This window comes from Cedecea sp. B1(4) (assembly GCF_059414925.1).
On the sequence record NZ_JCAHMZ010000001.1, the window covers coordinates 1 to 23,916 of the forward strand.

Annotated in this window: 23 protein-coding genes and 4 pseudogenes; 19 read left to right on the plus strand and 8 right to left on the minus strand. The window is 52.9% G+C overall.

Annotated features, from left to right (window positions below; translation table 11 throughout):
* The 3 genes and pseudogenes from ACR6JA_RS00005 to ACR6JA_RS00015 form a co-directional block, all read left to right on the plus strand.
* Nucleotides 1-103: pseudogene (locus ACR6JA_RS00005) on the plus strand (integrase); the annotation flags it as partial.
* A 7-nt stretch (nucleotides 104-110) separates the two neighbouring features.
* A pseudogene (locus tag ACR6JA_RS00010) lies at nucleotides 111-338 on the plus strand (phage regulatory CII family protein); the annotation flags it as partial.
* A gap of 271 nt (nucleotides 339-609) precedes the next feature.
* Entirely contained in the window at nucleotides 610-2,370 is a 1,761-nt protein-coding gene (locus ACR6JA_RS00015; RefSeq protein ID WP_494493276.1) for a retron Ec67 family RNA-directed DNA polymerase/endonuclease, read from the plus strand.
* Nucleotides 2,371-2,411: 41 nt separating this feature from the next.
* Here the strand turns inward: ACR6JA_RS00015 and ACR6JA_RS00020 are convergent.
* Nucleotides 2,412-3,029, minus strand: a pseudogene (locus tag ACR6JA_RS00020) (phage portal protein); the annotation flags it as partial.
* A gap of 2 nt (nucleotides 3,030-3,031) precedes the next feature.
* Between ACR6JA_RS00020 and ACR6JA_RS00025 the strand changes: the two are divergent.
* Nucleotides 3,032-4,030, plus strand: a pseudogene (locus ACR6JA_RS00025) (phage late control D family protein).
* A 67-nt stretch (nucleotides 4,031-4,097) separates the two neighbouring features.
* Entirely contained in the window at nucleotides 4,098-4,313 is a 216-nt protein-coding gene (locus ACR6JA_RS00030; RefSeq protein WP_494493277.1) for an ogr/Delta-like zinc finger family protein, read from the plus strand.
* 27 nt (nucleotides 4,314-4,340) lie between these two features.
* Here the strand turns inward: ACR6JA_RS00030 and ACR6JA_RS00035 are convergent, their stop codons facing one another.
* Together ACR6JA_RS00035 and ACR6JA_RS00040 are read right to left on the minus strand one after the other, a co-directional pair.
* Nucleotides 4,341-4,937 (minus strand): GIY-YIG nuclease family protein, encoded by a 597-nt coding sequence (locus ACR6JA_RS00035; protein WP_494493278.1) that lies wholly within the window; start codon nucleotides 4,935-4,937, stop codon nucleotides 4,341-4,343.
* Nucleotides 4,938-5,301: 364 nt separating this feature from the next.
* Nucleotides 5,302-6,984 (minus strand): aspartate:alanine antiporter, encoded by a 1,683-nt coding sequence (locus tag ACR6JA_RS00040; protein ID WP_008461047.1) that lies wholly within the window; start codon nucleotides 6,982-6,984, stop codon nucleotides 5,302-5,304.
* Nucleotides 6,985-7,281: 297 nt separating this feature from the next.
* Here ACR6JA_RS00040 and ybjM point away from each other — a divergent pair, with 297 nt between their 5' ends.
* Nucleotides 7,282-7,671, plus strand: a complete 390-nt coding sequence (gene ybjM / locus ACR6JA_RS00045) for an inner membrane protein YbjM (RefSeq protein WP_213715988.1) — start codon at nucleotides 7,282-7,284, stop codon at nucleotides 7,669-7,671.
* 26 nt (nucleotides 7,672-7,697) lie between these two features.
* Here ybjM and ACR6JA_RS00050 read toward each other — a convergent pair whose 3' ends face one another.
* Nucleotides 7,698-7,970, minus strand: coding sequence for a GrxA family glutaredoxin (locus tag ACR6JA_RS00050; RefSeq protein ID WP_008461049.1), 273 nt, complete (start codon nucleotides 7,968-7,970; stop codon nucleotides 7,698-7,700).
* 175 nt (nucleotides 7,971-8,145) lie between these two features.
* Between ACR6JA_RS00050 and ACR6JA_RS00055 the strand changes: the two genes are divergently transcribed.
* From ACR6JA_RS00055 to rlmC, 13 genes are all read left to right on the plus strand, one after another.
* Entirely contained in the window at nucleotides 8,146-8,445 is a 300-nt protein-coding gene (locus tag ACR6JA_RS00055) for a DUF1418 family protein (protein ID WP_213715987.1), read from the plus strand.
* Entirely contained in the window at nucleotides 8,429-9,151 is a 723-nt protein-coding gene (nfsA, locus tag ACR6JA_RS00060; RefSeq protein ID WP_494493279.1) for an oxygen-insensitive NADPH nitroreductase, read from the plus strand. Before ACR6JA_RS00055 ends, nfsA begins: the two co-directional genes overlap by 17 nt.
* Nucleotides 9,152-9,291: 140 nt before the next feature.
* Nucleotides 9,292-10,125 carry a xanthosine phosphorylase gene (gene xapA, locus ACR6JA_RS00065; protein WP_494493280.1) on the plus strand — a complete coding sequence of 278 codons (834 nt, stop codon included), beginning with the start codon at nucleotides 9,292-9,294 and terminating at the stop codon, nucleotides 10,123-10,125.
* A gap of 28 nt (nucleotides 10,126-10,153) precedes the next feature.
* Nucleotides 10,154-11,377, plus strand: a complete 1,224-nt coding sequence (locus ACR6JA_RS00070; protein WP_494493281.1) for a nucleoside permease — start codon at nucleotides 10,154-10,156, stop codon at nucleotides 11,375-11,377.
* Nucleotides 11,378-11,475: 98 nt separating this feature from the next.
* Nucleotides 11,476-12,381: a LysR family transcriptional regulator gene (locus ACR6JA_RS00075; RefSeq protein WP_008461056.1), complete on the plus strand. Its 906-nt coding sequence runs from the start codon at nucleotides 11,476-11,478 to the stop codon at nucleotides 12,379-12,381.
* A 75-nt stretch (nucleotides 12,382-12,456) separates the two neighbouring features.
* Nucleotides 12,457-13,359: a 30S ribosomal protein S6--L-glutamate ligase gene (gene rimK, locus ACR6JA_RS00080; protein ID WP_213715983.1), complete on the plus strand. Its 903-nt coding sequence runs from the start codon at nucleotides 12,457-12,459 to the stop codon at nucleotides 13,357-13,359.
* Between the two features lie 92 nt (nucleotides 13,360-13,451).
* Entirely contained in the window at nucleotides 13,452-13,931 is a 480-nt protein-coding gene (locus ACR6JA_RS00085; RefSeq protein WP_008461058.1) for a YbjN domain-containing protein, read from the plus strand.
* 383 nt (nucleotides 13,932-14,314) lie between these two features.
* Nucleotides 14,315-15,427, plus strand: coding sequence for a spermidine/putrescine ABC transporter substrate-binding protein PotF (gene potF, locus ACR6JA_RS00090; RefSeq protein WP_008461059.1), 1,113 nt, complete (start codon nucleotides 14,315-14,317; stop codon nucleotides 15,425-15,427).
* Nucleotides 15,428-15,568: 141 nt separating this feature from the next.
* Complete coding sequence (gene potG, locus ACR6JA_RS00095) at nucleotides 15,569-16,702, plus strand: putrescine ABC transporter ATP-binding subunit PotG (RefSeq protein ID WP_008461060.1); 1,134 nt, start codon at nucleotides 15,569-15,571, stop codon at nucleotides 16,700-16,702.
* A gap of 9 nt (nucleotides 16,703-16,711) precedes the next feature.
* Nucleotides 16,712-17,674 carry a putrescine ABC transporter permease PotH gene (potH, locus tag ACR6JA_RS00100; RefSeq protein ID WP_494493282.1) on the plus strand — a complete coding sequence of 321 codons (963 nt, stop codon included), beginning with the start codon at nucleotides 16,712-16,714 and terminating at the stop codon, nucleotides 17,672-17,674.
* Entirely contained in the window at nucleotides 17,671-18,516 is an 846-nt protein-coding gene (potI, locus tag ACR6JA_RS00105) for a putrescine ABC transporter permease PotI (RefSeq protein ID WP_008461065.1), read from the plus strand. The genes potH and potI overlap by 4 nt, the downstream gene beginning before the upstream one ends.
* A gap of 75 nt (nucleotides 18,517-18,591) precedes the next feature.
* The gene (locus ACR6JA_RS00110) at nucleotides 18,592-19,065 is read left to right on the plus strand and encodes a YbjO family protein (RefSeq protein ID WP_494493283.1); all 474 of its coding nucleotides are present in this window, start codon (nucleotides 18,592-18,594) and stop codon (nucleotides 19,063-19,065) included.
* A gap of 48 nt (nucleotides 19,066-19,113) precedes the next feature.
* Entirely contained in the window at nucleotides 19,114-20,250 is a 1,137-nt protein-coding gene (gene rlmC, locus ACR6JA_RS00115) for a 23S rRNA (uracil(747)-C(5))-methyltransferase RlmC (protein ID WP_494493284.1), read from the plus strand.
* Nucleotides 20,251-20,889: 639 nt separating this feature from the next.
* Here the strand turns inward: rlmC and artJ (ACR6JA_RS00120) are convergent.
* The 4 genes from artJ (ACR6JA_RS00120) to artJ (ACR6JA_RS00135) all read right to left on the minus strand — a co-directional run bounded on the left by artJ (ACR6JA_RS00120) (nucleotide 20,890) and on the right by artJ (ACR6JA_RS00135) (nucleotide 23,901).
* A complete protein-coding gene (gene artJ / locus ACR6JA_RS00120; RefSeq protein WP_039291446.1) occupies nucleotides 20,890-21,621 on the minus strand; it encodes an arginine ABC transporter substrate-binding protein ArtJ in 732 nt (243 codons plus the stop codon).
* 155 nt (nucleotides 21,622-21,776) lie between these two features.
* Nucleotides 21,777-22,445: an arginine ABC transporter permease ArtM gene (gene artM / locus ACR6JA_RS00125; protein WP_494493285.1), complete on the minus strand. Its 669-nt coding sequence runs from the start codon at nucleotides 22,443-22,445 to the stop codon at nucleotides 21,777-21,779.
* Entirely contained in the window at nucleotides 22,445-23,161 is a 717-nt protein-coding gene (gene artQ / locus ACR6JA_RS00130) for an arginine ABC transporter permease ArtQ (protein WP_008461075.1), read from the minus strand. Before artQ ends, artM begins: the two co-directional genes overlap by 1 nt.
* A gap of 8 nt (nucleotides 23,162-23,169) precedes the next feature.
* Entirely contained in the window at nucleotides 23,170-23,901 is a 732-nt protein-coding gene (gene artJ / locus ACR6JA_RS00135) for an arginine ABC transporter substrate-binding protein (RefSeq protein WP_008461077.1), read from the minus strand.
* Between the last annotated feature and the right edge of the window lie 15 nt (nucleotides 23,902-23,916).

The window sequence follows — 23,916 nt, forward strand, 5'->3', positions numbered from 1 at the left end:
ATATAACAGTGAGCGGCCCCATGAATCCCTGAATAACCTGACGCCAGAAGAGTACCGGCTGATGGCTGAAAACCCGGAAATCTCAAAAAGTGCGTGGAACTAAAACGGGTGTGCTTACACTAGCAGAACGCGCTGGCATGAATGTCCAGACTCTACGCAACAAGCTAAACCCGGAACAACCTCACCAGCTTACTGCGCCGGAAATCTGGCTGCTAACCGATCTCACAGAGGACTCAACTCTGGTTGATGGCTTCCTGGCGCAAATTCATTGCCTGCCGTGTGTACCGACCAATGAAGTCGCACGAGGGAAAATTCCTCAGTATGTCCTGAAAGCCACTACATAAAGCGGGCAGGCGTGGCGGGGATACGAGCGCGCGTAATTACCTATAAAAGATGAAATACTTCTGGAATTCATAAAGTTGAAGTGATACGTTCCTAGATGCGCATGTAGGCAGATTTGTTGGTTGTGAATCGCAACCAGTGACCTTAATGGCAGGAGGAATCGCCTCCCTGAAATCCTTGATTCATCGCTATACGGCCAATATGCTGTGCGAAGGAGTGCCTACATGCGTTTTCTCATGACCTTTTTTCCTCCTGGACGAAGAAGAAATGACAAAAACCTCTAAACTTGGCGCACTTAGGGCTGCAACTTCACGTGAAGACTTGGCCAAAATTTTAGATGTTAAGTTGGTATTTTTAACTAACGTCCTATATAGAATCGGCTCAGATAATCAATACACACAATTTCCAGTGCCGAAGAAAGGAAAGGGAGTAAGGATTATTTCCGCTCCGACAGAACGGCTAAAAGACATTCAGCGCCGAATTTGTGATTTACTTTCTGATTGTAGAGATGAAATATTCACTGCAAGGAAAATTAGTAATAATTATTCCTTTGGTTTTGAGAGAGATAAGTCAATTATACTAAATGCTTACAAACATAGAGGTAAACAAATAGTATTAAATATAGATCTCAAGGATTTTTTCGAAAGTTTTAATTTTGGGCGTGTTAGAGGGTATTTCCTTTCCAATCGGGATTTTTTATTAAATCCTATAGTAGCAACGACACTTGCAAAAGCTGCATGTTATAATAGAACCCTGCCTCAAGGGAGTCCGTGTTCGCCTGTAATATCAAATCTAATTTGCAATATAATGGATATGAGATTAGCTAAACTGGCTAAAGAACATGGTTGTGCTTATAGCAGGTATGCAGATGATATAACAATATCCACAAATAAAACCATATTTCCTGCAGAGATGGCCGTAGTACAACCTGAAGGGGTTGTTCTGGGAAAAGTTTTGGTGAAAGAAATAAAAAGAGCTGGTTTTGAAATAAATGATTCAAAGACTAGACTTGCGTTTAAAACATCAAGGCAAGAAGTAACGGGCCTTACAGTTAACAGAATTGTTAATGTTGATAGACGTTACTCAAAAAAAACTCGAGCGTTAGCGCATACTTTGTATAGTACTGGTGAATATAAAGTGCCGGATGAAAACGGTGATTTAGTACCAGGAAGCTTAGATAAGCTAGAGGGGATGTTCGGCTTTATTGACCAAATTGATAAATTTAATAATATAAAGAAAAAATTGAGTAAGCAACCTGATAAGTATGCATTGGCTCCCGCATCCTTACATGGATTTAAATTGAAATTGAATGCCCGAGAAAAAGCATATAGTAAATTCCTTTATTATAAGTTTTTTCATGGCAACTCCTGTCCTACGATAATTACTGAAGGAAAGACAGATAGGGTATATTTGAAGTCAGCTTTAAATTCTTTGGGTGTATCTTACCCTGAGTTATTTAGAGAGAGATCAGATAGTAAAATAAAAGAAATCGATCTTAATATATTTAAATCGAATGATAAAACAAATTATTTCTTGAGTCTTTCGGGAGGAACGGCGGATTTGAAAAAGTTTGTGGAGCGCTATAGAGAACATTATGCTTCTTATTATGGCTCTGTTCCAAAACAGCCAGTAATTATGGTTCTTGATAATGATACAGGCCCAAGCGATTTACTTAACTTCCTTCGTAATAAAGTTAAAAGTTGCCCAGATGACGTGGATGTAATGAGAAAAATGAAATATATCCATGTTTTCTTGAATTTGTATATAGTTCTTACACCATTGGCTGCATCAGGTGAGCAAACCTCAATGGAAGACCTTTTCCCTAAAGATGTTTTAGACATTGAGCTTGATGGGAAGAAATTCAATAAAAATAATGATGGAGACTCTAAAACTGAATATGGGAAGCATGTTTTTTCCGTGAAAATTGTTAGGGATAAAAAAAGAAAAATAGCTTTCAAAGCATTTGGCTATATCTTTGATGTTATTAAAGATATTAGTGATCATTATAATGTAGTATTAAAGAGCTAATGGCCAACCCTAATTTAGGAGCGCTAGGGTTGACGTTTTGGTTAAAATTCATATGGTTTGAATTGCAATATATCATCTTCAAGCCAATTATTTAATTCCTGCATCCTTTTTTGTAAAGGTATTAGTTCGTTTCGTACGAACACTTTACTCGCCTTATCCACATCCCCAAACCCCCCAACATTACTCGGCATGATCCCCATCATCTGCGGCGGAACGCGGTGCGCTGCCATCATGTCATCGCGGCTCACGTTCTTGATATTCAGAAACTCATCCTTTGCCGCGACCTCTGACAACGGGATGATCTGAATCCCGTCCTTTTTGCCGTTCGGCGAGTAGATAAACAGATTGCGGAAATTGCCTGGCCCTTTGGCGCTTTTCATCGCATGGCTGATGTTGTTCACGTCCTCCTGATTCTGTGCGGCGTCGGTCATGTACATGATGAACCCCGCATGGCTGCCGTTGATGTAATACTTGCGGCGGAACAGGGTTGCGGACTCGTTCAGTAGGGCGGACGGGATGGCGGACAGGTACTCCGGCAGACCGTAAATCTCCTGGTTTAAATCCGGCTCCATCAGATGAAAGATGCTGCCTTTAGTGAACTCGTACGGCTGCGTGGTCATGCCGTACTGCACAAACCAGTAGGTATCCAGATCCACGCCTGATGAGTCTGACGCTGACGGATAACCGGGGCTTTGAAGCGGACCAGCTTGATCTGGAACTGGACGACTCGGACGGGAAAATCGTTCTGCCGCGCCGGGGGGCCATTATTCAGTTTGCGCTGGGGTGGAAAGGTCAGCCGCTTTTTCCGAAAGGGGCCTTTACTGTCGATGAGATTGAGCACAGCGGCGCGCCTGACCGTCTCACAATTCGCGCGCGTAGTGCCGATTTCCGTGAAACCCTTAACACGCGGCGTGAAAAGTCCTGGCACCAGACAACGGTGGGCGAAGTCGTGAAGGAAATCGCCGCCAGGCATAAATTAAAGATGGCGCTGGGCCAGGACCTGATGGACAAGCCTGTGGATCATCTTGACCAGACCAATGAGAGCGATGCGAGTTTCCTGATAAAGCTGGCGCGGCAGTATGGAGCGATAGCCTCAGTTAAGGACGGCAATTTGTTGTTTATCCGCCAGGGGCAGGGCAGAACGGCAAGCGGTAAGCCGCTGCCGGTTATCACCATAACCCGCCAGGCCGGTAACGGTCATCGTTTTACCCTGGCAGATCGCGATGCCTATACGGGGGTGATTGCCAGCTGGCTCCATACCCGTGAGCCAAAGAAAAAAGAGACAGCAAAGGTTAAGCACCGTCGAAAGAAAACCACCGCGGCAAAGGAGCCGGAAGCAAAACAGGGCGATTACCTGGTGGGAACTGATGAGAACGTGCTGGTACTCAACAGAACTTATGCAAACCGCAGCAATGCAGAGCGAGCGGCAAAGATGCAGTGGGAGCGCCTGTAGCGCGGGGTGGCGTCATTCACCCTGCAGCTGGCAGAAGGTCGGGCAGATCTCTACACCAAAATGCCGGTGAAGGTGAGCGGGTTTAAGCAGCCGATTGATGATGCGGAGTGGACCATCACGACGCTGACTCACACCGTCAGCCCGGATAACGGGTTTACGGCCAGTCTGGATCTCGAAGTGAAAATAGATGAGCTCGAAATTGAATGATTAGTTCCATATTGAGAACAATTATGTATCATTATTGCGAACTGGTTAAGAGTGAGGGCTGAACGAAATGATGAATTGTCCGATGTGCGGCCAGGCCGCGCATACACACAGTAGCTTTCAGGTTTCCAGCGAAACCAAAGAACGATACAACCAGTGTACCAATATTGAGTGCGGGCATACGTTCGTGACGCATGAGACTTTCGTGCGATCTGTTTGCCGTCCGCAAAAAATCAGCGCCGCGCCGCCTCATCCGAAGGGAATACAGGAACAATTAGCTTACTGATCTAAGACCATAGGCGTAGTTTTTTTACTACGCCAAAAGTCTTCTTCTGAAACCCCTTTCATCAGCAATCTCCATCAATCTTGCCTCTGCTGCAGCCTGACTACGCATTCCTGAAAGCGTCATTCTAAAGTCATGAGCATTTCCCTGAATGTTCAATGGCAGGGGAATCGATGCGATCAAAGTGTCCTCAAATTCCCATGGCGCTGCGACAGATATCCAGTGAACTTTGGCATTCTTTTCCATCCAGGCATCAAGCCACTGCTCGCCTGGGTGAGTGAATGTCATTCTGGAGCCAGACCCTACCCTGCGCAGGGGAAAGTTGCTTTCACGGCTGAGTAGCACTCCAAGCGTGCGTCTAAAAGTGGAACCAGCAGCATTTCCGCTGTAATGCGTTTTGATACGCTTCCTTAAATTCGAACGACTGTTGGGTTTCCCACGCTGGTCTGGTGAGATGCCAACATAAAGCAAAGTGTAATCGTCGAATGTTATGCAGCCTTCTGCAGGACCGCCCGGAGGGATTTCTTTAAACCACCAAAAATAAATACCGTTCACCGCTGGAACCGGAGAAGGCACACTCATGACTTCCGTTCTGCTGTAGGTTTTCTCAGGGTAAAAATCGAACATTCGGCTATCCTTGCTGACTATTTTTTTTGATTTTATTCATTTGTTGCCATGAATCGATGGTTTTTAGTAGTGAGGAGGGCGAAAAATCATGGGGAATTGAAGTCAGGTTTTTGCGACGTGCTTTAGCGCTGTCGCCACTTTGTCGCCATGCATGGGAAAGCGGTGATGTAAGTAATTGATTTTACGGTTGGTAAAATTCAGGCAACAAAAAACCCATCAACCTTGAACCGAAAGCGGCGGGGTTGATGGGCTCCACAAATTGGGGACATCAAAGAAAAGCAGTGGCACTAATTCAGACTGACGCCCCGAAAGAAAGTTCGCTCAGGCATAAAAAAAAAGTATTTTTCTTTGTCTGTGGTTGCGATCACAAACCTGGCCATATCACGACAATTAATGTACCGGCCAGTGTTAACAACACGTTAGCGATAGCGTAGGTGCCGGCATATCCCAACGCAGGAATGTTGCTGCGGGCGGTGTCGCTGATGATTTCCATCGCTGGCGCACAGGTCCGTGCCCCCATCATCGCGCCGAACAGCAGGGCGCGGTTCATTCGCAGCACATAGGCGCCGAACAGGAAGCAGATAATCACCGGCACCAGGCTCACGATAAGCCCGGAAATCAGCATCTGGCCGCCTACAGCACCGAGGCCGTTGCTGATGCCGCTGCCGGCGCTCAGGCCAACCCCCGCCATAAACACCATCAGGCCGAACTCTTTCACCATGTTTAGCGCACCCTGCGGAATGTAGCCGAAGGTTGGGTGGTTGGCGCGCAGGAAGCCAAGCATGATGCCTGCAAACAACAGGCCAGCGGCGTTCCCGATGCCGAAGCTGAACGAGCTGAACTGGAAGGTGACCATGCCCACCATCAGGCCAATAACAAAGAAGGCGCAGAAGGCCAGCAGGTCGGTTATCTGGCTGTGAATTGAGATAAAGCCGATGCGCTCGGCAACGGTTTTCACGCGTCTGGCATCGCCGCTGACCTGCAGGACATCGCCTTTGTTCAGCACGATATTGTCGTCGATGGGCATTTCAATCTGGCTGCGGATCACACGGTTCAGGAAGCAGCCGTGGTCGGTGAGCTTGAGCTGCGCCAGGCGACGGCCCACGGCATTGTGGTTTTTCACCACAATTTCTTCGGTAACGATGCGCATATCCAGCAGATCGCGGTCGAAAACCTCTTTACCGTTTCTGAAGCTTGGGTCGAGGCGCGAGTGAGAATCCGGGTAGCCCACCAACGAGATTTCATCCCCCATTTGCAGCACGGCATCCCCGTCCGGGTTAGCCAGAATGCCGTTGCGGCGAATACGTTCGATGTAGCAGCCGGTCTGGCGATAAATACCCAGTTCGCGCAGATTTTTACCGTCGGCCCAGGCAACCAGCTCAGGCCCGACGCGGTAGGCTCGGATCACCGGGAGGTAAACTTTGCGGCTCGCGTCAGTATCCAGACCGCGCTCGCGAGCAATCTGCTGGGCGCTGGTCTGCAGATCCTGATGTTGCAGCTTCGGCAAATAGCGAGCACCCACGATCAGGCTGACCAGGCCAATAAGGTAGGTCAGGGCATAGCCGAGGCTCAGGTTATCCAGCGAGGTCGCAAGCTGCGCGGCGGGGATGCTTGAATGGCGCAGGGTATCGCCCGCTCCGACCAGCACGGGCGTGGAGGTCATGGCACCGGCGAGCATACCGGCTGTCAGGCCAATGTCCCAGCCAAACAGTTTGCCCAGCCCCAGCGCAATTAGCAGCGCGCTGCCAACCATCACCAGAGCCAGCATCAGATAATTTTTGCCGTCGCGGAAGAAAATAGAAAAAAAGTTTGGCCCGGCTTCGACGCCTACGCAGAAAATGAACAGCATAAAACCCAGATTTAGCGCGTCGGTATTGATCGAGAAATGCTGTTGCCCGAGTAATAAAGAGACCACTAAAACACCAATGGAATTACCCAGTTGCACCGGACCGAGGCGTAATTTCCCCAGGCAAAGTCCGAGCGTTAGTACAACAAATAACAAAAGGATGTAATTCCCGTTTAACAAATCTGCGACGTTTATATTCACGAAGGCTAACTTCTTGTTTACCAGTAAGCTGTTGAAAGAGATAGAGTTATGCGCTAAGGTTTTGACGGTTTCGTCAGCGACGACCGGCAAATTATCACGCATATAAATATCTCACGCGACGACCGAATTTCTGCCGCTAGTTTAATCTTTCTCTGTATCAGCGGCTAGTAAGAATATTGTGCTAAATGTGGCAATGCTTTATCGGAACGGATGGCCAGGCATTATCAAATCGGGTAAAGACGCTGCTGAATTTTCCGGCAGGGTATTTTCGAGCAAAAGCAGATGTCAGGAGGTAAAATGCACAGACGCGCGCAAAAGTGGTTAGGAATTACCTGCTGCTTCGTGCTCTTTATTCTGGTTTTTCTTTCTCTGCGCCTGAACGTGATGGGGCGGTTTATTGCCACCGGGCGCTATGAGCTTGGGCTGCTGTTTTTCCTTCTCCCGGGTGCCGTGGCCAGCTTCTTTTCCCAAGGCGATCGAGTGGTCAAACCGCTGGTGGGAGCGATGTTTGCTTCGCCGTTCTGCCTGTTGATTGCCCACCTGTTTTTCCCCGTAACACGCTCGTTCTGGCAAGAAATGGCCTGGCTACTGAGCGCTGTTTTCTGGTCGTCCCTCGGTTCGCTGTGTTATCTGCTATTTTTTATGTGTAAGAATCGGAATCGCACGCACAAAAAAACCGACTACTGAGAGTCGGTTTTCTGCATTCTTAAAGTTTACTGCGCGGTCTGGAACAGGTTCAGATGTTCTTTTGCGTAAGCTTCAAAATCGGTGCAGCCACCAATGTGCTTCTGATCCAGGAAGATCTGCGGCACCGTTTCAACCGGTTTACCCACGGTTTTTTCCAGGTCAGCTTTGGTGATGCCTTCTGCGTGGATGTCAACATAGCGGAAGTTGAAGTCATCACGCTCGGCGGTCAGTTTCTCAGCCAGTTCTTTAGCGCGAACACAATATGGGCAGCCAGGGCGTCCAAAAATTACTGCAAACATGCTCTCTCCTCAGTTTTTATGGCCGATACGAACCGGCGAATGCGCTTATAATGCCGACATCCGTCACATTTTTAAAGAAGGTCGTGCCTGTTAGTTCGATGCCCGTAGGCTATCTCCTTTCAGTGGGAGGGGCGTGGACTCGATGATAGCTGGCCTGAACACAGGAGATGCCGCTATGCGCGCGGTCGGATCGTTATACAAATCGGTGATTGTGCTGGAAGCGGTGGGGATAGGTTTTTTGGCGCTCGCCTTTCTCTCGCTGCAGGGATACCTGACGCTGCCCGCACCTGTGGCCACTGCAACGGCGGCCATAGTCATGGTATTTATTGGCCTTGGGCTAATGCTGCCGGCGGCAATCATCATGACGTGGCATATTGCTAAACGTCTTGCCCCGCAGCTGACGCTGCCTGATTCTGCTTCAAAACACTCTGATGTAAAAAAGCCAAAGGAAAATCGCGATGACGCCGACCATTGATCTGCTTCGTTCCCACCGTTCAATTCGTCATTTTACCGGGGAACCTATTACCGACGAGCAGCGCGAAGCCATTATTGCCAGCGCACAGGCTGCTTCTACTTCCAGCTTCCTTCAGTGCAGCTCAATCATTCGCATCACGGATATAGCGCTACGCGAGCAACTAGTGCCGCTGACCGGCGGGCAAAAGCATGTGGCGGAAGCCGCCGAGTTTTGGGTGTTCTGCGCCGACTTTAACCGCAATCTTCAAATCTGCCCGGACGCCCAGCTTGGGCTGGCGGAACAGCTGCTGCTTGGTGCGGTCGATACCGCGATTCTGGCTCAGAATGCGTTTACCGCCGCAGAATCTCTGGGGCTGGGCGGGGTCTATATTGGCGGCATCCGCAACAATATTGAAGCGGTGGGAGAGCTGTTGGGCGTGCCGAAATACGTGTTACCGCTGTTTGGCCTTTGCCTGGGCTGGCCCGCTGCCACGCCGGATATCAAGCCGCGTATGCCCGCTGCGATGCTGGTGCATGAAAACCGCTATCAGCCGCTGAACAGGCCGCTGCTGGACGAGTACGACGAGCAGCTGGCGCAGTATTATTTGAGCCGGGACAGCAATACACGGCGCGACACCTGGAGCGACCACATCAGCCGTACCATCATTAAAGAAAGCCGGCCTTTCATTCTGGATTACCTGCACAAGCAGGGCTGGGCGACACGCTAATTCACGCGGCTGCCAGGCCATCAAAGCGGCGATCGATACATTTTTAGTATTAATCGTGGCCTCAAACGGTATTGGTTTCATCCGTCGGTGAGTCGTTATAACTGCTGAAGTTATAACGACAATCTGACAAGGAACCTTCTATGCCAACCTCTACTTTTGATAATTCGCCTTTCTACGCCGCCGACATTATTCGCGCCCGCATTAACGGTCTGGTACCCCGCATTGCTTTTATTCTGGGCTCCGGGCTGGGGGAGCTGGCGGAAAAAATCGACTCTCCTGTAACATTTTCCTATGAAGAGCTGCCCGGGTTCCCCGTCAGCACCGTCCATGGCCATGCGGGCGAACTGGTCGTCGGCACTCTGGCTGGCGTGCCGGTAGCCTGTATGAAAGGGCGGGGGCACTTTTATGAAGGGCGTGGAATGTCGGTGATGACCAGCGCAATTCGCACTTTTAAGCTACTGGGATGCGAAATACTGTTTTCTACCAACGCCGCCGGTTCTCTGCGCCCGGAAGTGGAACCTGGAAGCCTGGTGGCACTCAGCGATCATATTAATACGATGCCGGGCACGCCGACCGTTGGGCCAAATGATGAGCGGTTTGGTGAGCGCTTTTTCTCGCTGGCAAACGCCTATGATGCCGACTATCGCGCCGTACTCCAGCAGGTTGCACATGAGCAGGGGTTCCCGCTGCATGAGGGAGTATTTGTTTCTTATCCAGGGCCAAACTTCGAAACCGCAGCGGAAATTCGCATGATGCAAATTATTGGCGGCCACGTGGTGGGGATGTCGGTTGTGCCGGAGGTGATCAGCGCCCGCCATTGCGGCCTGAAGGTGGTTGCCGTCTCGGCGATTACCAACCTTGCCGAAGGGCTGGGGAGTATTCAGCTTTCCCATGAACAGACGCTGAAAGCGGCTGCGCTGTCGCGGCAGAACTTCATTAACCTGATTTGCGGCTTCCTCGGCAAACTGGCCTGATCCTCACTGACCAAGGCAGGGAAAACAGATGGCGATTAAACTCCGCTTAAAAATCATGCTGTTTTTGCAGTACTTCATCTGGGGGACGTGGCTGGTCACTTTGGGATCTTACATGATCAATACGCTCGGCTTTAAGGGGGCAGATGTTGGCATGGTTTACAGTACCAAAGGGCTTGCGGCGCTGCTGATGCCGGGTCTTATCGGCATTGTGGCCGATAAATGGCTCCCGGCCAATCGGGTGTACTCTCTCTGTCATCTGGTGGGGGCGGGGATGCTGGTCTGGGCGGCCAGCATCGATCAGCCGGGGTTGATGTTTTGGGCAATGCTGGGTAATGCCCTGGCCTTTATGCCGACCATTGCGCTGTCCAATACGGTGTCTTACGCCTGCCTGGAAAAAAACGGTCTGGATACGGTGACGCATTTCCCGCCTGTGAGGGTGTTCGGTACCGTGGGCTTTATTGCGGCGATGTGGACCGTTAGCCTGATGCGCATAGAGTTGAGCAGTATGCAGCTCTATATTGCCGCAGGGGCTTCCGGGATGCTGGCGCTGTATGCGCTTACGCTGCCGACTATCCCGGTGATAAAAAGCCAGGCCACGCGCAGCTGGGTGAGTCGCCTGGGGCTGGACGCGTTTGTGCTGTTCAAAAAGCCACAAATGGCGGTTTTTTTCCTGTTCGCCATGCTGCTTGGGGCAGTGCTGCAAATCACCAATACTTTCGGCAACCCGTTCCTGCATGATTTCGCCCGCCAGCCGGCGTTTGCCAGCAGCTTTGTGGTGCAGTACCCCTCGATCTTGCTTTCCGTCTCGCAGATGTCGGAAGTGGTCTTTATTTTAACGATCCCCTTTTTCCTGCGGCGTTTTGGCATTAAACAGGTCATGCTGATGAGCATGGTCGCCTGGGTGCTGCGCTTTGCGCTGTTCGCCTGGGGCGATCCTTCTGCCTTTGGTTTTGTGCTGCTGTTGCTGTCGATGGTGGTCTACGGCTGCGCCTTTGATTTCTTTAATATCTCCGGCTCCGTGTTTGTTGAGCAGGAGGTGGAGTCACGTATTCGCGCCAGCGCTCAAGGGCTGTTTATGACGATGGTGAACGGGGTTGGGGCGTATTTCGGAGCGATTGTCAGTGGTTATGTGGTGGATTATTTCACCGCCGATGGCGCCAAAGACTGGCCGACTATCTGGCTGGTTTTTGCTGGCTATGCGCTGGTGCTTGCCGTCGTCTTCCACTTTAGCTTCCACTATCACCACCGCTAGCAGAGTGATTCTTCGGCATCGCTCGCACATTAAGGCTCCTGGCCTTACAGCAAGTTTAAGCGATGGTAATTTATGAGGCTTGCCACTCAGGGAGCCTCATGAATACATCTCAGCGTATCTATCGCACCGATCTTAAGCTGCTGCGTTATTTTCAGGCCGTAGCCGAGGAACTGCACTTTGGCCGGGCTGCCGCGCGGCTGAACATGTCGCAGCCTCCCCTGAGCTTTCATATCAAAGAACTGGAAGCTCAACTGGGGACGGTACTGTTTATCCGTCATTCCCGGCACGTGGCGCTGACTCACGCAGGCGAAGTCCTGCTGGAAGAGACAAAACAGCTGCTGAACAACGCAAGCCTTGCGCTGGCCAGGGTTGAGCAGATTGGCCGTGGTGAAGGCGGTCGAATTCAGCTAGGGATTGTTGGAACCGCCATTTGGGGTGGGCTGCGGCTTGGGCTACAGCGGTTTATTGCTGACTATCCCGCCATTGATGTGACCTTCCGTGAAAAGTCCCCGGGGGATCAGCTTGCTTTGCTTGAACGTCACGAGATTGATGCCGGGATCTGGCGGATGGAAACCAGCCCGCCCGGTGGCCTTAAGAGCGAAAAGCTGCATGAGGCGACATTTATGGTCGCGCTGCCGGAGCAGCACCCGCTAGCCCGGCAGCAAACGGTGGACATTACCCAACTGCGGCATGAAGCGTTCGTGACGATGACCGCCATTCACTCTGACTGGACTTTCCTGCAACGTGTTTGCCGTGAAGCTGGTTTTACCCCGAGGGTTGTTCGTGAGGCGGTGGAGCCGCAAACCGTCCTGGCACTGGTGAGCATTGGTTTCGGGCTAACCATCATCGCCGACAGCTACGCGCAGATGAACTGGCCTGGCGTGGTGTTTCGCCCCCCGGCGAGGCCGATACCCGCCGACCTGTATGCCGTTTTTGATCCCGTCCATCTCACCTCGACCACAAAGCAATTAATTGAGGCACTTAAGATGTCTCCCACCGATTAGTCCGTCGTTGAAAGGTGAAGGCAGTGGTATGATTAGCGGGCGGTTAATTTTGGTCTGGTTGCTCAGAGGTGCAGGTTGAAAATCGCTATTTTATCCCGGGATGGAACGCTCTACTCATGCAAGCGCCTGCGCGAGGCGGCAACGCGTCGTGGTCATCAGGTGGAGATCATTGATCCCCTTTCTTGCTATATGAACATTAATCCGGCCGCGCCTTCCGTGCATTATAAGGGGCGTCAACTGCCGCATTATGACGCGGTTATCCCGCGTATTGGCTCGGCTATCACCTTTTACGGCACGGCGGTGCTGCGCCAGTTCGAAATGCTGGGAAGCTACCCGCTGAATGAGTCGGTGGCGATCACCCGCGCGCGGGACAAGCTGCGCTCGCTGCAATTGCTGGCGAAGCAGGGGATTGATTTGCCGGTGACGGGGTTTGCCCACTCGCCGGACGACACCAGCGATCTTATTGATATGGTAGGTGGCGCGCCGCTGGTGGTGAAGCTCGTTGAAGGTACGCAAGGCATTGGTGTGGTGCTGGCTGAAACGCGGCAGGCGGCGGAAAGCGTGATTGATGCGTTTCGCGGTCTTAACGCCCATATTCTGGTGCAGGAATACATCAAAGAAGCGCAGGGCAGAGATATTCGCTGTCTGGTGGTGGGCGATGAGGTTGTGGCCGCCATTGAACGGCAGGCCAAGCCCGGCGATTTCCGCTCAAACCTGCACCGTGGCGGCGTCGCGCATCAGGTCACAATTACCGATCTTGAGCGAGAAGTGGCGCTAAAAGCGGCCAGCACGCTGGGGCTGGATATTGCCGGGGTGGACATTTTACGCGCCGATCGCGGGCCGCTGGTGATGGAAGTTAACGCCTCGCCGGGGCTGGAAGGCATTGAAAACACGAGCGGGGTCGATATCGCCGGGCTGATGATCAAATGGATAGAGCGGCAGGCCCGCCCTGGGTACTGTCTTAAAACCGGGGGATAATTGCCAAATCGGCGCTAATGCATAGTATGACGTGTCATTTTTGCGTAAGATGGCACGTTAATTTTTGAACAGGTAATGAGGTTTTTGCGTTTATGGATTCACTCGTGGTCCCGACTCTGGACACTTTACGCCGCTGGCTGGATGAAACTGGCGTAACCTTTTTCGAGTGCGATACCTGCCAGGCATTGCATTTGCCCCATATGCAGAACTTCGATGGCGTATACGACGCGAAAATCGATCTCGTGGACAACATTATTCTGTTTTCCGCATTGGCAGAAGTTAAACCGTCGGCGCTGCTGCCGTTGGCGTCCGATCTCTCCTCGATCAACGCCAGCTCGCTAACGGTGAAAGCGTTTCTCGACATCCAGGATGATAACCTGCCCAAGCTGGTGGTGTGTCAGTCGTTGTCTGCCTCCGTGGGCATCACCCGCGAGCAGTTTGCCGCCTTTGTTCAGCAGAGCGAAGAGCAGGTTTCGATGGTGATCCTCGAGGCTTGCGCTAATCAGCTGCTTTTTGTGGCCGAAGAAGAAGAGCGCGACGGCACAATTATTCACACCCACTCTCTGCACTGATCCTTTCTTTTTTTAACGCAGCGGCCACCAGCGCCGCTGCGTTCTGCATGTTTTTATTCTGTCATAAAGCCGTCACAGCCAGACAAATCCCTGCCATAAGGCGCATTTTTGCCGCCTGAATAGACGAAAGATGTCTAAAAAGTTGATAAAAGGCGTTTTTTCATCCGGGCTATAGTCGCCAACCCTGGCTACAGTTATTCTTGCTTGGCCGTAAAAACGAGCAACGTCTGCGTGAAGATTACCCAAATTCTTTTTCAGCAGAATGAATAGAGATGCATGAATTTTGCATGCTAAAAAAGCATGCGGTGAATGCGGATAAGCCACATTGCGTAAATTCGGCTCATTCGAGCCTGGTTTGGCCTTTATTCAGAAGGAATGAAATTATGCTCTACCTACGTAAAAAAGGGTTGTTGGGGATGGTTGCTGGCGCGCTGATGGTGGCTTCTGCCGCCAGCTCTGCCGCCGAACAAAAGACGCTGCACGTTTATAACTGGTCTGACTATATAGCCCCGGATACCCTGGCAAACTTCACGAAAGAGACTGGCATCAAAGTGGTCTACGACGTGTTTGATTCCAACGAAGTGCTGGAAGGGAAGCTGATGGCGGGCAGCACGGGCTATGACCTGGTGGTGCCGTCTTCGCAGTTCCTTGAGCGCCAGGCGCAGGCCGGCATCTTCGAGCCGCTGGATAAAAGCAAACTGCCGAACTACAAAAACCTCGACCCGGAAATGCTCAAGCTGGTGGCGCAAAACGACCACGACAACAAATACGGCATTCCGTACATGATGGTGACGACCGGCATCGGCTACAACGTCGATAAAGTGAAAGCCGTGCTGGGGAAAGACGCACCGGTGGACAGCTGGGATCTGATCTTCAAGCCGGAAAACCTTGAAAAACTGAAAAGCTGTGGCGTGTCTTTCCTGGACGCGCCAAGTGAAATTTACGCGACCGTGTTGCACTACCTGGGCAAAGATCCGAACAGCACCAACGCCGCGGACTACACCGGGGCGGCTAACGATCTGCTGATGAAGCTGCGGCCAAATATCCGTTACTTCCATTCATCGCAGTACATCAACGACCTTGCCAACGGTGACATCTGCGTGGCGATTGGCTGGTCCGGGGATATTCTGCAGGCGGCAAACCGCGCCAAAGAAGCTAAAAATGGCGTGAATGTTGCTTATTCCATTCCTAAGGAAGGTGCGATGGTCTACTTCGATATGTTTGCCCTGCCGGTAGATGCGAAGAATAAAGACGAAGCGTACCAGTTCCTGAACTACCTGATGAAGCCGGACGTTATCGCCAACATCAGTAATCATATATACTACGCGAACGCCAACAAAGAAGCTACGCCGTTACTGAGCGAAGAGGTCCGCAGCAATCCGGGAATTTACCCGCCGGCGGATATTCGTGCCAAGTTGTTCACACAAACGGTGATGCCAGCGAAGATTGACCGGGTTATCACCCGCGCGTGGACTAAGGTTAAAACAGGCAAATAGTCCTGTCACAACCTGCACCGGGCGGTTGCACCAGAGTTGTGCAATCGCCCCAGCCTGAACGGAAGCCCTTGTTTCCAGAATGGCGAAAAGTACGGCAACCGGGCCGTATCTTCTTTTTGCTTTTGCCGGAGAGCAACAGAATTGAACGACGCAATCCCTCGCCCGCAGTCCAAAACACCCAAAGCGCTGACGCCGCTGCTGGAAATTCGTAACCTCACTAAATCGTTTGATGGCCAACATGCCGTGGATGACGTCAGTCTGACCATCTATAAAGGCGAAATTTTTGCTTTGCTGGGCGCCTCTGGCTGCGGAAAATCCACGCTGCTGCGCATGCTGGCGGGGTTTGAACAGCCAAGTGCCGGGCAAATCATGCTTGATGGCGTCGATTTGTCGCATGTGCCGCCTTACCAGCGCCCAATCAATATGATGTTCCAGTCCTACGCGCTGTTCCCGCACATGACCGTGGAGCAAAACATCGCCTTTGGCCTGAAGCAGGACAAACTGCCGAAGGCGGAAATTACCAGCCGGGTGGCAGAAATGCTGACCCTGGTACACATGCAGGAGTTCGCAAGGCGCAAGCCTCACCAGCTGTCCGGCGGCCAGCGTCAGCGCGTGGCGTTAGCCAGAAGCCTGGCCAAGCGTCCCAAATTATTGCTGCTCGACGAGCCAATGGGGGCGCTGGATAAAAAGCTCCGTGACCGGATGCAGCTGGAAGTAGTGGACATCCTTGAACGCGTCGGCGTGACCTGCGTGATGGTGACCCACGATCAGGAAGAGGCGATGACCATGGCCGGGCGAATTGCCATCATGAATCGCGGCAAGTTCGTGCAAATTGGCGAGCCGGAAGAGATTTATGAGCACCCAACCACTCGCTATAGCGCGGAGTTTATCGGGTCGGTAAACGTCTTCGAAGGGCTGCTGAAAGAGCGTCAGGACGACGGGCTGGTGATAGACAGTCCCGGACTTGTGCATCCGCTGAAGGTGGATCCTGATGCTTCCGTGGTGGACGGCGTACCGGTCTTCGTTGCGTTGCGCCCGGAAAAGGTGACGCTTTGCGAGGAGCCGCCCGCCGATGGCTATAACTTTGCCGTCGGAGAAGTGGTGCATATCGCCTACCTCGGCGATCTCTCCATCTACCACGTTCGGCTGAAAAGCGGGCAGATGATCAGCGCCCAGCTGCAAAATGAGCACCGCTACCGTAAAGGAGCGCCCACCTGGGGGGATGAAGTTCGCCTGTGCTGGGATGCCGACAGCTGCGTGGTCCTGACGGTTTAAGGGGGCAAGATGACAACACTTTCTGAAGGCCCGGCAGAGACGGCGGTTCCTCAGCCCGCGGGCGTGAAGCGTTTGCTTGCCCGTCTGCAGATGGCGCACGGGCGCAAGTTGGCGATCGCGCTGCCCTATTTGTGGCTGATCCTGCTGTTTATGCTGCCGTTCCTGATCGTCTTTAAGATCAGTTTTTCGGAAATAGCCCGGGCGATCCCGCCTTACAGCGATCTGGTGAGCTGGGCCGATGGCCAGCTGTCGATCACCCTGAATCTGGCGAACTACTTCCAGCTGACGGACGATCCGCTCTACTTCGAGGCTTATCTGCAATCTTTGCAGGTAGCGGCGGTGTCAACGCTGTGCTGCCTGGCGCTGGGCTATCCGCTCGCGTGGGCGGTGGCGCACAGTAAACCCTCAACGCGAAATATCCTGCTGTTGCTGGTGATCCTGCCTTCATGGACCTCGTTCCTGATCCGCGTGTATGCGTGGATGGGCATCCTGAAAAACAACGGCATATTGAATAACGTGCTTCTTTGGCTCGGGGTTATCGACCAGCCGCTGACGATCTTGCACACCAACCTTGCGGTCTACATCGGGGTAGTTTATGCCTACCTGCCGTTTATGGTGCTGCCGATTTATACCGCGCTAACGCGCCTAGATTATTCGCTGGTGGAGGCTTCGTTAGATCTCGGTGCGCGGCCGCTGAAAACGTTCTTCAGCGTGATTGTGCCGTTGACCAAAGGCGGGATTATTGCCGGTTCGATGCTGGTGTTTATTCCGGCGGTAGGGGAGTTTGTTATCCCGGAACTGCTCGGCGGGCCTGACAGCATCATGATTGGTCGCGTCCTGTGGCAGGAATTCTTTAATAACCGCGACTGGCCGGTGGCCTCAGCCGTGGCGATTATCATGCTTCTGCTGCTGATCGTGCCGATCATGTGGTTCCACAAATATCAGAACAAAGCGGCGGAGGACCACACATGAACAACTTACCGGTTGTGCGCTCTCCGTGGCGTATTTTGATTCTGGTGATTGGCTTTACCTTCCTGTATGCGCCCATGCTGATGCTGGTTATCTACTCGTTTAACAGCTCTAAGCTAGTGACGGTGTGGGCCGGCTGGTCAACGCGCTGGTATGGGGAGCTGTTCCGGGATTCGGCGATGATGAACGCCGTTGGCCTAAGCCTGACCATTGCTGCGGCGGCAGCCACGATGGCCGTTATACTGGGGACGATTGCTGCCGTGGTGATGGTGCGTTTTGGTCGCTTTCGTGGCTCAACCGGCTTTGCCTTTATGCTAACGGCACCGCTGGTTATGCCGGATGTGATCACCGGGCTTTCGCTGTTGCTGCTGTTCGTGGCGCTGGCGCACGCGATTGGCTGGCCGAGCGACAGGGGAATGCTTACCATCTGGCTGGCTCATGTGACGTTCTGCACCGCCTATGTTGCGGTTGTCATTAGCTCACGCCTGCGGGAACTGGACCGCTCCATTGAAGAAGCGGCGATGGATCTGGGGGCGACGCCGCTGAAAGTGTTCTTTGTGATCACCGTGCCGATGATCTCGCCCGCCATTATCTCCGGCTGGCTGCTGGCGTTCACGCTTTCGCTTGATGACCTGGTTATCGCCAGCTTCGTGTCCGGGCCGGGCGCGACCACGCTGCCGATGCTGGTGTTCTCGAATGTACGGATGGGGGTTAACCCGGAAATTAACGCCCTGGCGTCAATTATTCTCGGCGTTGTGGGCGTTATCGGCTTGATTGCATGGTGGTTTATGGCGCGGGCAGAAAAGCAGCGGCTGCGCGATATCCAGAGTGCAAGACGTGGTTAAAACGCCTAAAATCTGCAATGATGTGCCTCCGGTGCCGCGCTTGTCGCGGCACCGTGACGTAAGGAACGCGAGGTTGTGGAAATTATCAGGAAACAGCGGTCATCCCATGCAAAATTAAACGTCCCCACGCTGGTGATGGTGGCGGCTATCGGCATCGTCACTACCCGATGCCTCGATTTGCTGCTGCTGTTTAATATGCTAGGGGTTAGTGGGGTGATGGATTTTGTCCATCGCAGCGTGCAAACCTGGCCCCTGACGCTGGTTTTTCTCGGCAGCCTGTTGATGCTCTATGTCGAACTGCGCTGCGCGTTCGTCATCGTCAAAGGGCGTAACTGGGGGCGCTGGCTGTTCCTGCTGACCCAAATTATTTCCGTGACCTGGTTGTCTCTGTCCTCCCTGGGCTGGGGATACCCTGAATTATTCAGCGTTGCCGGGGGCACTAAGCGCGAGATCTTCCGTTCGCTGTTTACCCAAAAGCTGCCCGATATTCTGGTGTTGATTTTGCTGTTTGTCCCTGCCCGCAGCCGGCTTTTTTTCAGACTTCAGTAAGCGCGGAGTGCTACAATCTGCGCCCTCGTTTTTTCTCAGGGTTTTTCTATGCAATGCGCGCTCTATGATGCCGGCCGCTGTCGTTCCTGCCAGTGGATTGAACAACCAGTGGAAGACCAGCTTCTCGCTAAAATGACCGATCTCCGGCAACTGCTGGAAGGCATTGCCGTGGGCGAGTGGTGCCAGCCGGTCAGCGGCCCTGAGCGGGCATTTCGCAACAAAGCTAAAATGGTGGTTAGCGGCAGCGTGGAAAAACCGCTGCTGGGGATGTTACACCGCGACGGCACGCCCGAAGATTTAACCGACTGCCCGCTGTATCCTGTTTCATTTGAGCCTGTTTTTGCGGCATTGAAGCCCTTTATTGCCCGTGCAGGATTAACGCCCTACAACGTGGCGCGTAAGCGTGGAGAGCTGAAGTATCTACTGCTGACCGAAAGCCTGGCGGATGGCGGTATGATGCTGCGCTTTGTGCTGCGTTCGGAAAGCAAGCTGGAGCAGTTGAGAGCGGCGCTGCCGTGGTTACAGCAGCAACTACCTCAGCTCAAGGTGATTTCGGCCAACATTCAGCCCGTACACATGGCGATTATGGAAGGTGAGCAAGAAATTCCGCTGACCGAACGGCGTGCGCTCGAAGAGGTTTTCAATGGCGTACCGCTCTATATTCGCCCGCAAAGTTTCTTCCAGACTAACCCTCAGGTTGCTTCCCGGCTGTACGCCACCGCCCGTGACTGGGTGCGCGCGCTACCCGTCAATCATATGTGGGATCTGTTCTGCGGCGTGGGAGGTTTTGGCCTGCACTGCGCCACGCCGGAGATGAAGCTTACCGGGATTGAAATTGCCCCGGAGGCGATAGCCAGCGCACAGCAGTCGGCTGAAAAACTGGGCCTGCATAATATTCATTTTCAGGCGCTGGATTCCACTCAGTTTGCCGTCGCCCAGCAGGATATCCCGCAGCTGGTGCTGGTGAACCCGCCGCGCCGTGGGATCGGTAAAGCGCTGTGCGATTATCTGACGCAGATGGCTCCGGCGTTTATTGTCTACTCAAGCTGCAACGCGCAGACCATGGCGAAGGATATTCAGATGCTGTCGGGCTATCGCGTGGTGCGTACCCAACTGTTCGATATGTTCCCGCATACTTCGCATTACGAAGTGTTGACGTTGCTGGAGCGTTGTCCTTCATCCTGACGTTTGACCCTTCTTTGACCTGTTCTTGGAGGTGTCTGCTAGCCCGTTGTTTTCCGTTCACCTACCGAATGGTTATCTCTGCACTTTCCGCAAACAGTGAACGTGTCAGGGGACATTACGCCATGCCCCCTGACAACCCCCGTCGGGCTCATCGCAGCTGAAGCGGTAAACCCCCCGGCTACCACCCAAACATTCGGGGTCGTTCGCGATTCGTTCCCGACGATCGCTCTCTTTCGCTGTTCCCGACAGCTCAACCCCGCCTGAGTTGGGTGATAGCCGGGGGCGATGAGAGCCGGGAACAAGGGCGTGGCTGTAGGACTTGAAGCAACAATGACTTTCAGGATGGCTGTGGGCTAACAGCGAGGCACGGTGCCGGCTTAAATCGCCTCCGTTTTCTCTCCGACCCAGGACTGGGAGATAAAACGGAGGTTTGCCGCTCACGCGGTCGATTTATTTCGCCGGGAGTCCGGGTTCTCAGGGGAGTGACGGTGACTCCCCTGAGACGTTCACCGGTGCGGGGGGCATATAAAACAGGACTCAAAGTGAACGGAATTTTAGCTAATCCTTCATAATCGAGGATATTTGTGACGACTCTATAGCTGTACTTTTACTCCCCAGAGGATCGCGATGAGGACAAACTTACTGCGGGAACCACTGAGTGCTGATCTTCTGGTAAGTCCCGTCCGCTTTAATCGCCGCCAGCGCGTCGTTCAGCTTCTTCAGCAGCGCCTGATTATCCGGGCGAACCGCAATCCCTAAACCGGTGCCAAAGTATTGTGCGTCGGTCACATGCTCGCCCACGGTGCCCAGCTGCGGATTGGTCTTCAGCCATTCGTTCACCACGGCGGTATCGCCAAACACGCCATCAATACGGCCATTTTTCAGGTCAATAATCGCGTTCTGGTAACTGTCGTAGGAGACGGTTTTGATCTCAGGGTGTTTATCCTGCAGGTATTTCTGGTGCGTGGTGCCGTTTTCCATCCCGATACGTTTGCCTTTGAGATCGTCCAGCGAAGCAAACTGGCCTTTTTTCGCAATCACCACCGCCGAGTTGGCGTAGTACGGGTTGGTAAAGGCGACCTGTTTGGCGCGCTCAGGTGTGATATCCATCCCGGAAATCACCGCATCGTATTTACGGAACTTCAGGGAAGGGATCAGGCTGTCGAATGCGTGGTTGGTGAAGGTACATTCTGCCTGCATTTGTTTGCATAATGCTTTTGCCAGATCGATATCGAAACCGACGATCTGATTGCTGGCGTCCAGAGATTCAAAAGGAGGATAGGTTGCCGAAGAGCCGAAGTTAATTTTCTCCGCTGCGGCCGCGCTGAATGCGGTTGTAGCGAACATGGCGGCTAACAGTAACTTTTTCATGCGTGTTGCTCCTGTCTGTCAATATTGTTTTAAGTCGCCGTTTCGCGGCGTCAAACCACCATGCCAAAGAGTGAATTTATATGCAATAAAAATGTATATTTATAATTGCATGGGCGTAAAAAAAGCGGGTTGCCCCGCTTTGTCTGTTAGCTTGTCTAGCTGCGGTGTTCAAAGGCCAGCGCCCGGCGTTCAATCAGGCGCATCAGCAAGGTAAGCAGCCCGTTGACGATGAGGTAGACCAGACCGGCTGCGCCGAAAACCGCCACATCATAGGTGCGGCCATACAGAAGCTGCCCGTAGCCCATCACTTCCATCAGCGTAATGGTGTAGGCGAGCGAGGTGCTCTTGAACACCAGCACGACTTCGTTCGAGTAAGAAGAGAGTGCGCGCTTGAAGGCATAGGGCAGCAGAATAGCCAGCGTGTCTTTCTTGCTCATTCCTAAGGCGCTGCAGGACTGCCACTGACCTTCCGGGATAGCGCGAATTGCCCCGTAAAACAGCTGCGTGGTGTACGCGGCGCTGTTCAGAGAGAGCGCAATCAACGCGCACAGCCACGGTTCGGAAAGCAGATGCCACAGCACCGGATAATGCTGAAGCGACGGGAACTGCCCCGGACCGTAGTAAATCAGGAAGATCTGCACCAGCAGCGGCGTGCCGGTAAACAGCGTGATGTAGGCGCGCACAATGTGCACCAGCACCGGCGTTTTCAGCGTCAGAGCGATGGTGAACAGCAGAGACAGCACGAGTGCGACGGCAATGGAAGCGGCGGTGAGCGTCAGGCTGGTGTGCAGGCCTTTCATCAGCTCCGGTAAATACTCGAGCATCAGCCAGGTCTCCGTTCAAAGCGCGTGGCGCGCAGGTCAATGCGCTTCAGGATGTACTGACTCAGCAGGGTAATGACCAGGTAAATCGCCGCCGCAATCACGTACCAGGTAAACGGCTCCTGGGTGCGCGTGGCGATACTTTTGGTTTGCAGCATCAGGTCATTCACGCTGATAAGCGACACCAGCGCGGTGTCCTTCAGCAGCACCAGCCACTGGTTACCCAGGCCCGGCAGCGCGTGACGCCACATCTGGGGCATGACCAGCCGGAAGAAAATCGCGGTTTTGGATAAACCCAGCGCCTGGCCTGATTCCCACTGCCCAACCGGCACCGCTTTCAGCGCGCCGCGCAGCGTCTGTGACGCGTAGGCGGAATAGAGCAGGGAGAGGGCAATCACGCCGCAGAGAAACGGGCTGACGTCAAAGTTCTCAATCTCCATTTTGACCGGGATCGCGGTAAAACCGAGGTTGAGGGTGAAGCCGTCAGAGAGTATCAGCAGCAGTTGGGAGGAGCCGAAGTAGATGAACAGCACCACCAGGATTTCAGGCAGGCCGCGGAAAAGCGTGACTACCCCGGAGCCTATCCATGCCACCGGGCGCCATTTGGCGGATTCCCAGACGGCAAAAATCATCGCCAGCACGAGGCCGACGATGAGGGCACAAACGGCAAGGCCGACGGTCATCCCGGCGGCGCTTGCTAATGGAAACAATTCGTTCATCGAGTTGATTACTTCTGGAACCATTTGTCATAGATGGCTTTGTAGGTGCCATCTTGTTTCACTTTATCCAGCGCGGCGTTGAATTTGCTCTGCAGGTCAGTGTTGCCCTGGCGCAGGGCGATGCCGAGGCCGGTGCCGAAGTAATCTTTGTCGGTCACTTTGTCACCCACGGCAACCAGTTCCGGGCTGGCTTTCAGCCACTCGGTCACCACGGCGGTGTCGCCGAAGACCGCGTCGATACGACCGTTCTGCAGATCCAGCTTAGCGTTCTGGTAGCTGTCGTAAGGCACGGTGGTGATTTCCGGGTGTTTGTCGGTGATGTATTTCTGGTGGGTGGTGCCGTTTTGGATGCCCACTTTTTTGCCTTTCAGCGCGGCAATATCAGCGTACTTGCCCTTCACGCCAACGAACAGCGCGGAGTTGTCATAGTAAGGTTTAGTGAACAGTACCTGTTTTTCACGTTCAGGGGTGATGTCCATCCCCGCCATTACCGCGTCAATACGGCGAAATTTCAGGCTTGGGATCAGACTGTCGAAGGCCTGGTTGGTGAAGGTACAGGTGGCATCGATCTGCTTGCACAGGGCGTTAGCGAGATCAACGTCAAAACCGACGATCTTGTTGTTGGCGTCGATAGACTCAAACGGAGGGTAAGAGGCTTCGGTAGCAAAACGGATAGTCTGTGCGGCGGTAGCAGAAAGGCTCAGAGTGGCTAAAAGAGTGGCCAGCAAAACTTTTTTCATTGTCGTTTTCCCGTT

Bases quoted from the DNA above. Each gene is read 5' to 3' on its own strand.
- ACR6JA_RS00015 (WP_494493276.1), top strand. From the start codon at position 610: ATGACAAAAACCTCTAAACTTGGCGCACTTAGGGCTGCAACTTCACGT.
- ACR6JA_RS00030 (WP_494493277.1), top strand. From the start codon at position 4,098: ATGATGAATTGTCCGATGTGCGGCCAGGCCGCGCATACACACAGTAGC.
- ACR6JA_RS00035 (WP_494493278.1), bottom strand. From the start codon at position 4,937: ATGTTCGATTTTTACCCTGAGAAAACCTACAGCAGAACGGAAGTCATG.
- ybjM (WP_213715988.1), top strand. From the start codon at position 7,282: ATGCACAGACGCGCGCAAAAGTGGTTAGGAATTACCTGCTGCTTCGTG.
- ACR6JA_RS00050 (WP_008461049.1), bottom strand. From the start codon at position 7,970: ATGTTTGCAGTAATTTTTGGACGCCCTGGCTGCCCATATTGTGTTCGC.
- ACR6JA_RS00055 (WP_213715987.1), top strand. From the start codon at position 8,146: ATGCGCGCGGTCGGATCGTTATACAAATCGGTGATTGTGCTGGAAGCG.
- nfsA (WP_494493279.1), top strand. From the start codon at position 8,429: ATGACGCCGACCATTGATCTGCTTCGTTCCCACCGTTCAATTCGTCAT.
- xapA (WP_494493280.1), top strand. From the start codon at position 9,292: ATGCCAACCTCTACTTTTGATAATTCGCCTTTCTACGCCGCCGACATT.
- ACR6JA_RS00070 (WP_494493281.1), top strand. From the start codon at position 10,154: ATGGCGATTAAACTCCGCTTAAAAATCATGCTGTTTTTGCAGTACTTC.
- ACR6JA_RS00075 (WP_008461056.1), top strand. From the start codon at position 11,476: ATGAATACATCTCAGCGTATCTATCGCACCGATCTTAAGCTGCTGCGT.
- ACR6JA_RS00085 (WP_008461058.1), top strand. From the start codon at position 13,452: ATGGATTCACTCGTGGTCCCGACTCTGGACACTTTACGCCGCTGGCTG.
- potF (WP_008461059.1), top strand. From the start codon at position 14,315: ATGCTCTACCTACGTAAAAAAGGGTTGTTGGGGATGGTTGCTGGCGCG.
- potH (WP_494493282.1), top strand. From the start codon at position 16,712: ATGACAACACTTTCTGAAGGCCCGGCAGAGACGGCGGTTCCTCAGCCC.
- potI (WP_008461065.1), top strand. From the start codon at position 17,671: ATGAACAACTTACCGGTTGTGCGCTCTCCGTGGCGTATTTTGATTCTG.
- rlmC (WP_494493284.1), top strand. From the start codon at position 19,114: ATGCAATGCGCGCTCTATGATGCCGGCCGCTGTCGTTCCTGCCAGTGG.
- artJ (WP_039291446.1), bottom strand. From the start codon at position 21,621: ATGAAAAAGTTACTGTTAGCCGCCATGTTCGCTACAACCGCATTCAGC.
- artM (WP_494493285.1), bottom strand. From the start codon at position 22,445: ATGCTCGAGTATTTACCGGAGCTGATGAAAGGCCTGCACACCAGCCTG.
- artQ (WP_008461075.1), bottom strand. From the start codon at position 23,161: ATGAACGAATTGTTTCCATTAGCAAGCGCCGCCGGGATGACCGTCGGC.
- artJ (WP_008461077.1), bottom strand. From the start codon at position 23,901: ATGAAAAAAGTTTTGCTGGCCACTCTTTTAGCCACTCTGAGCCTTTCT.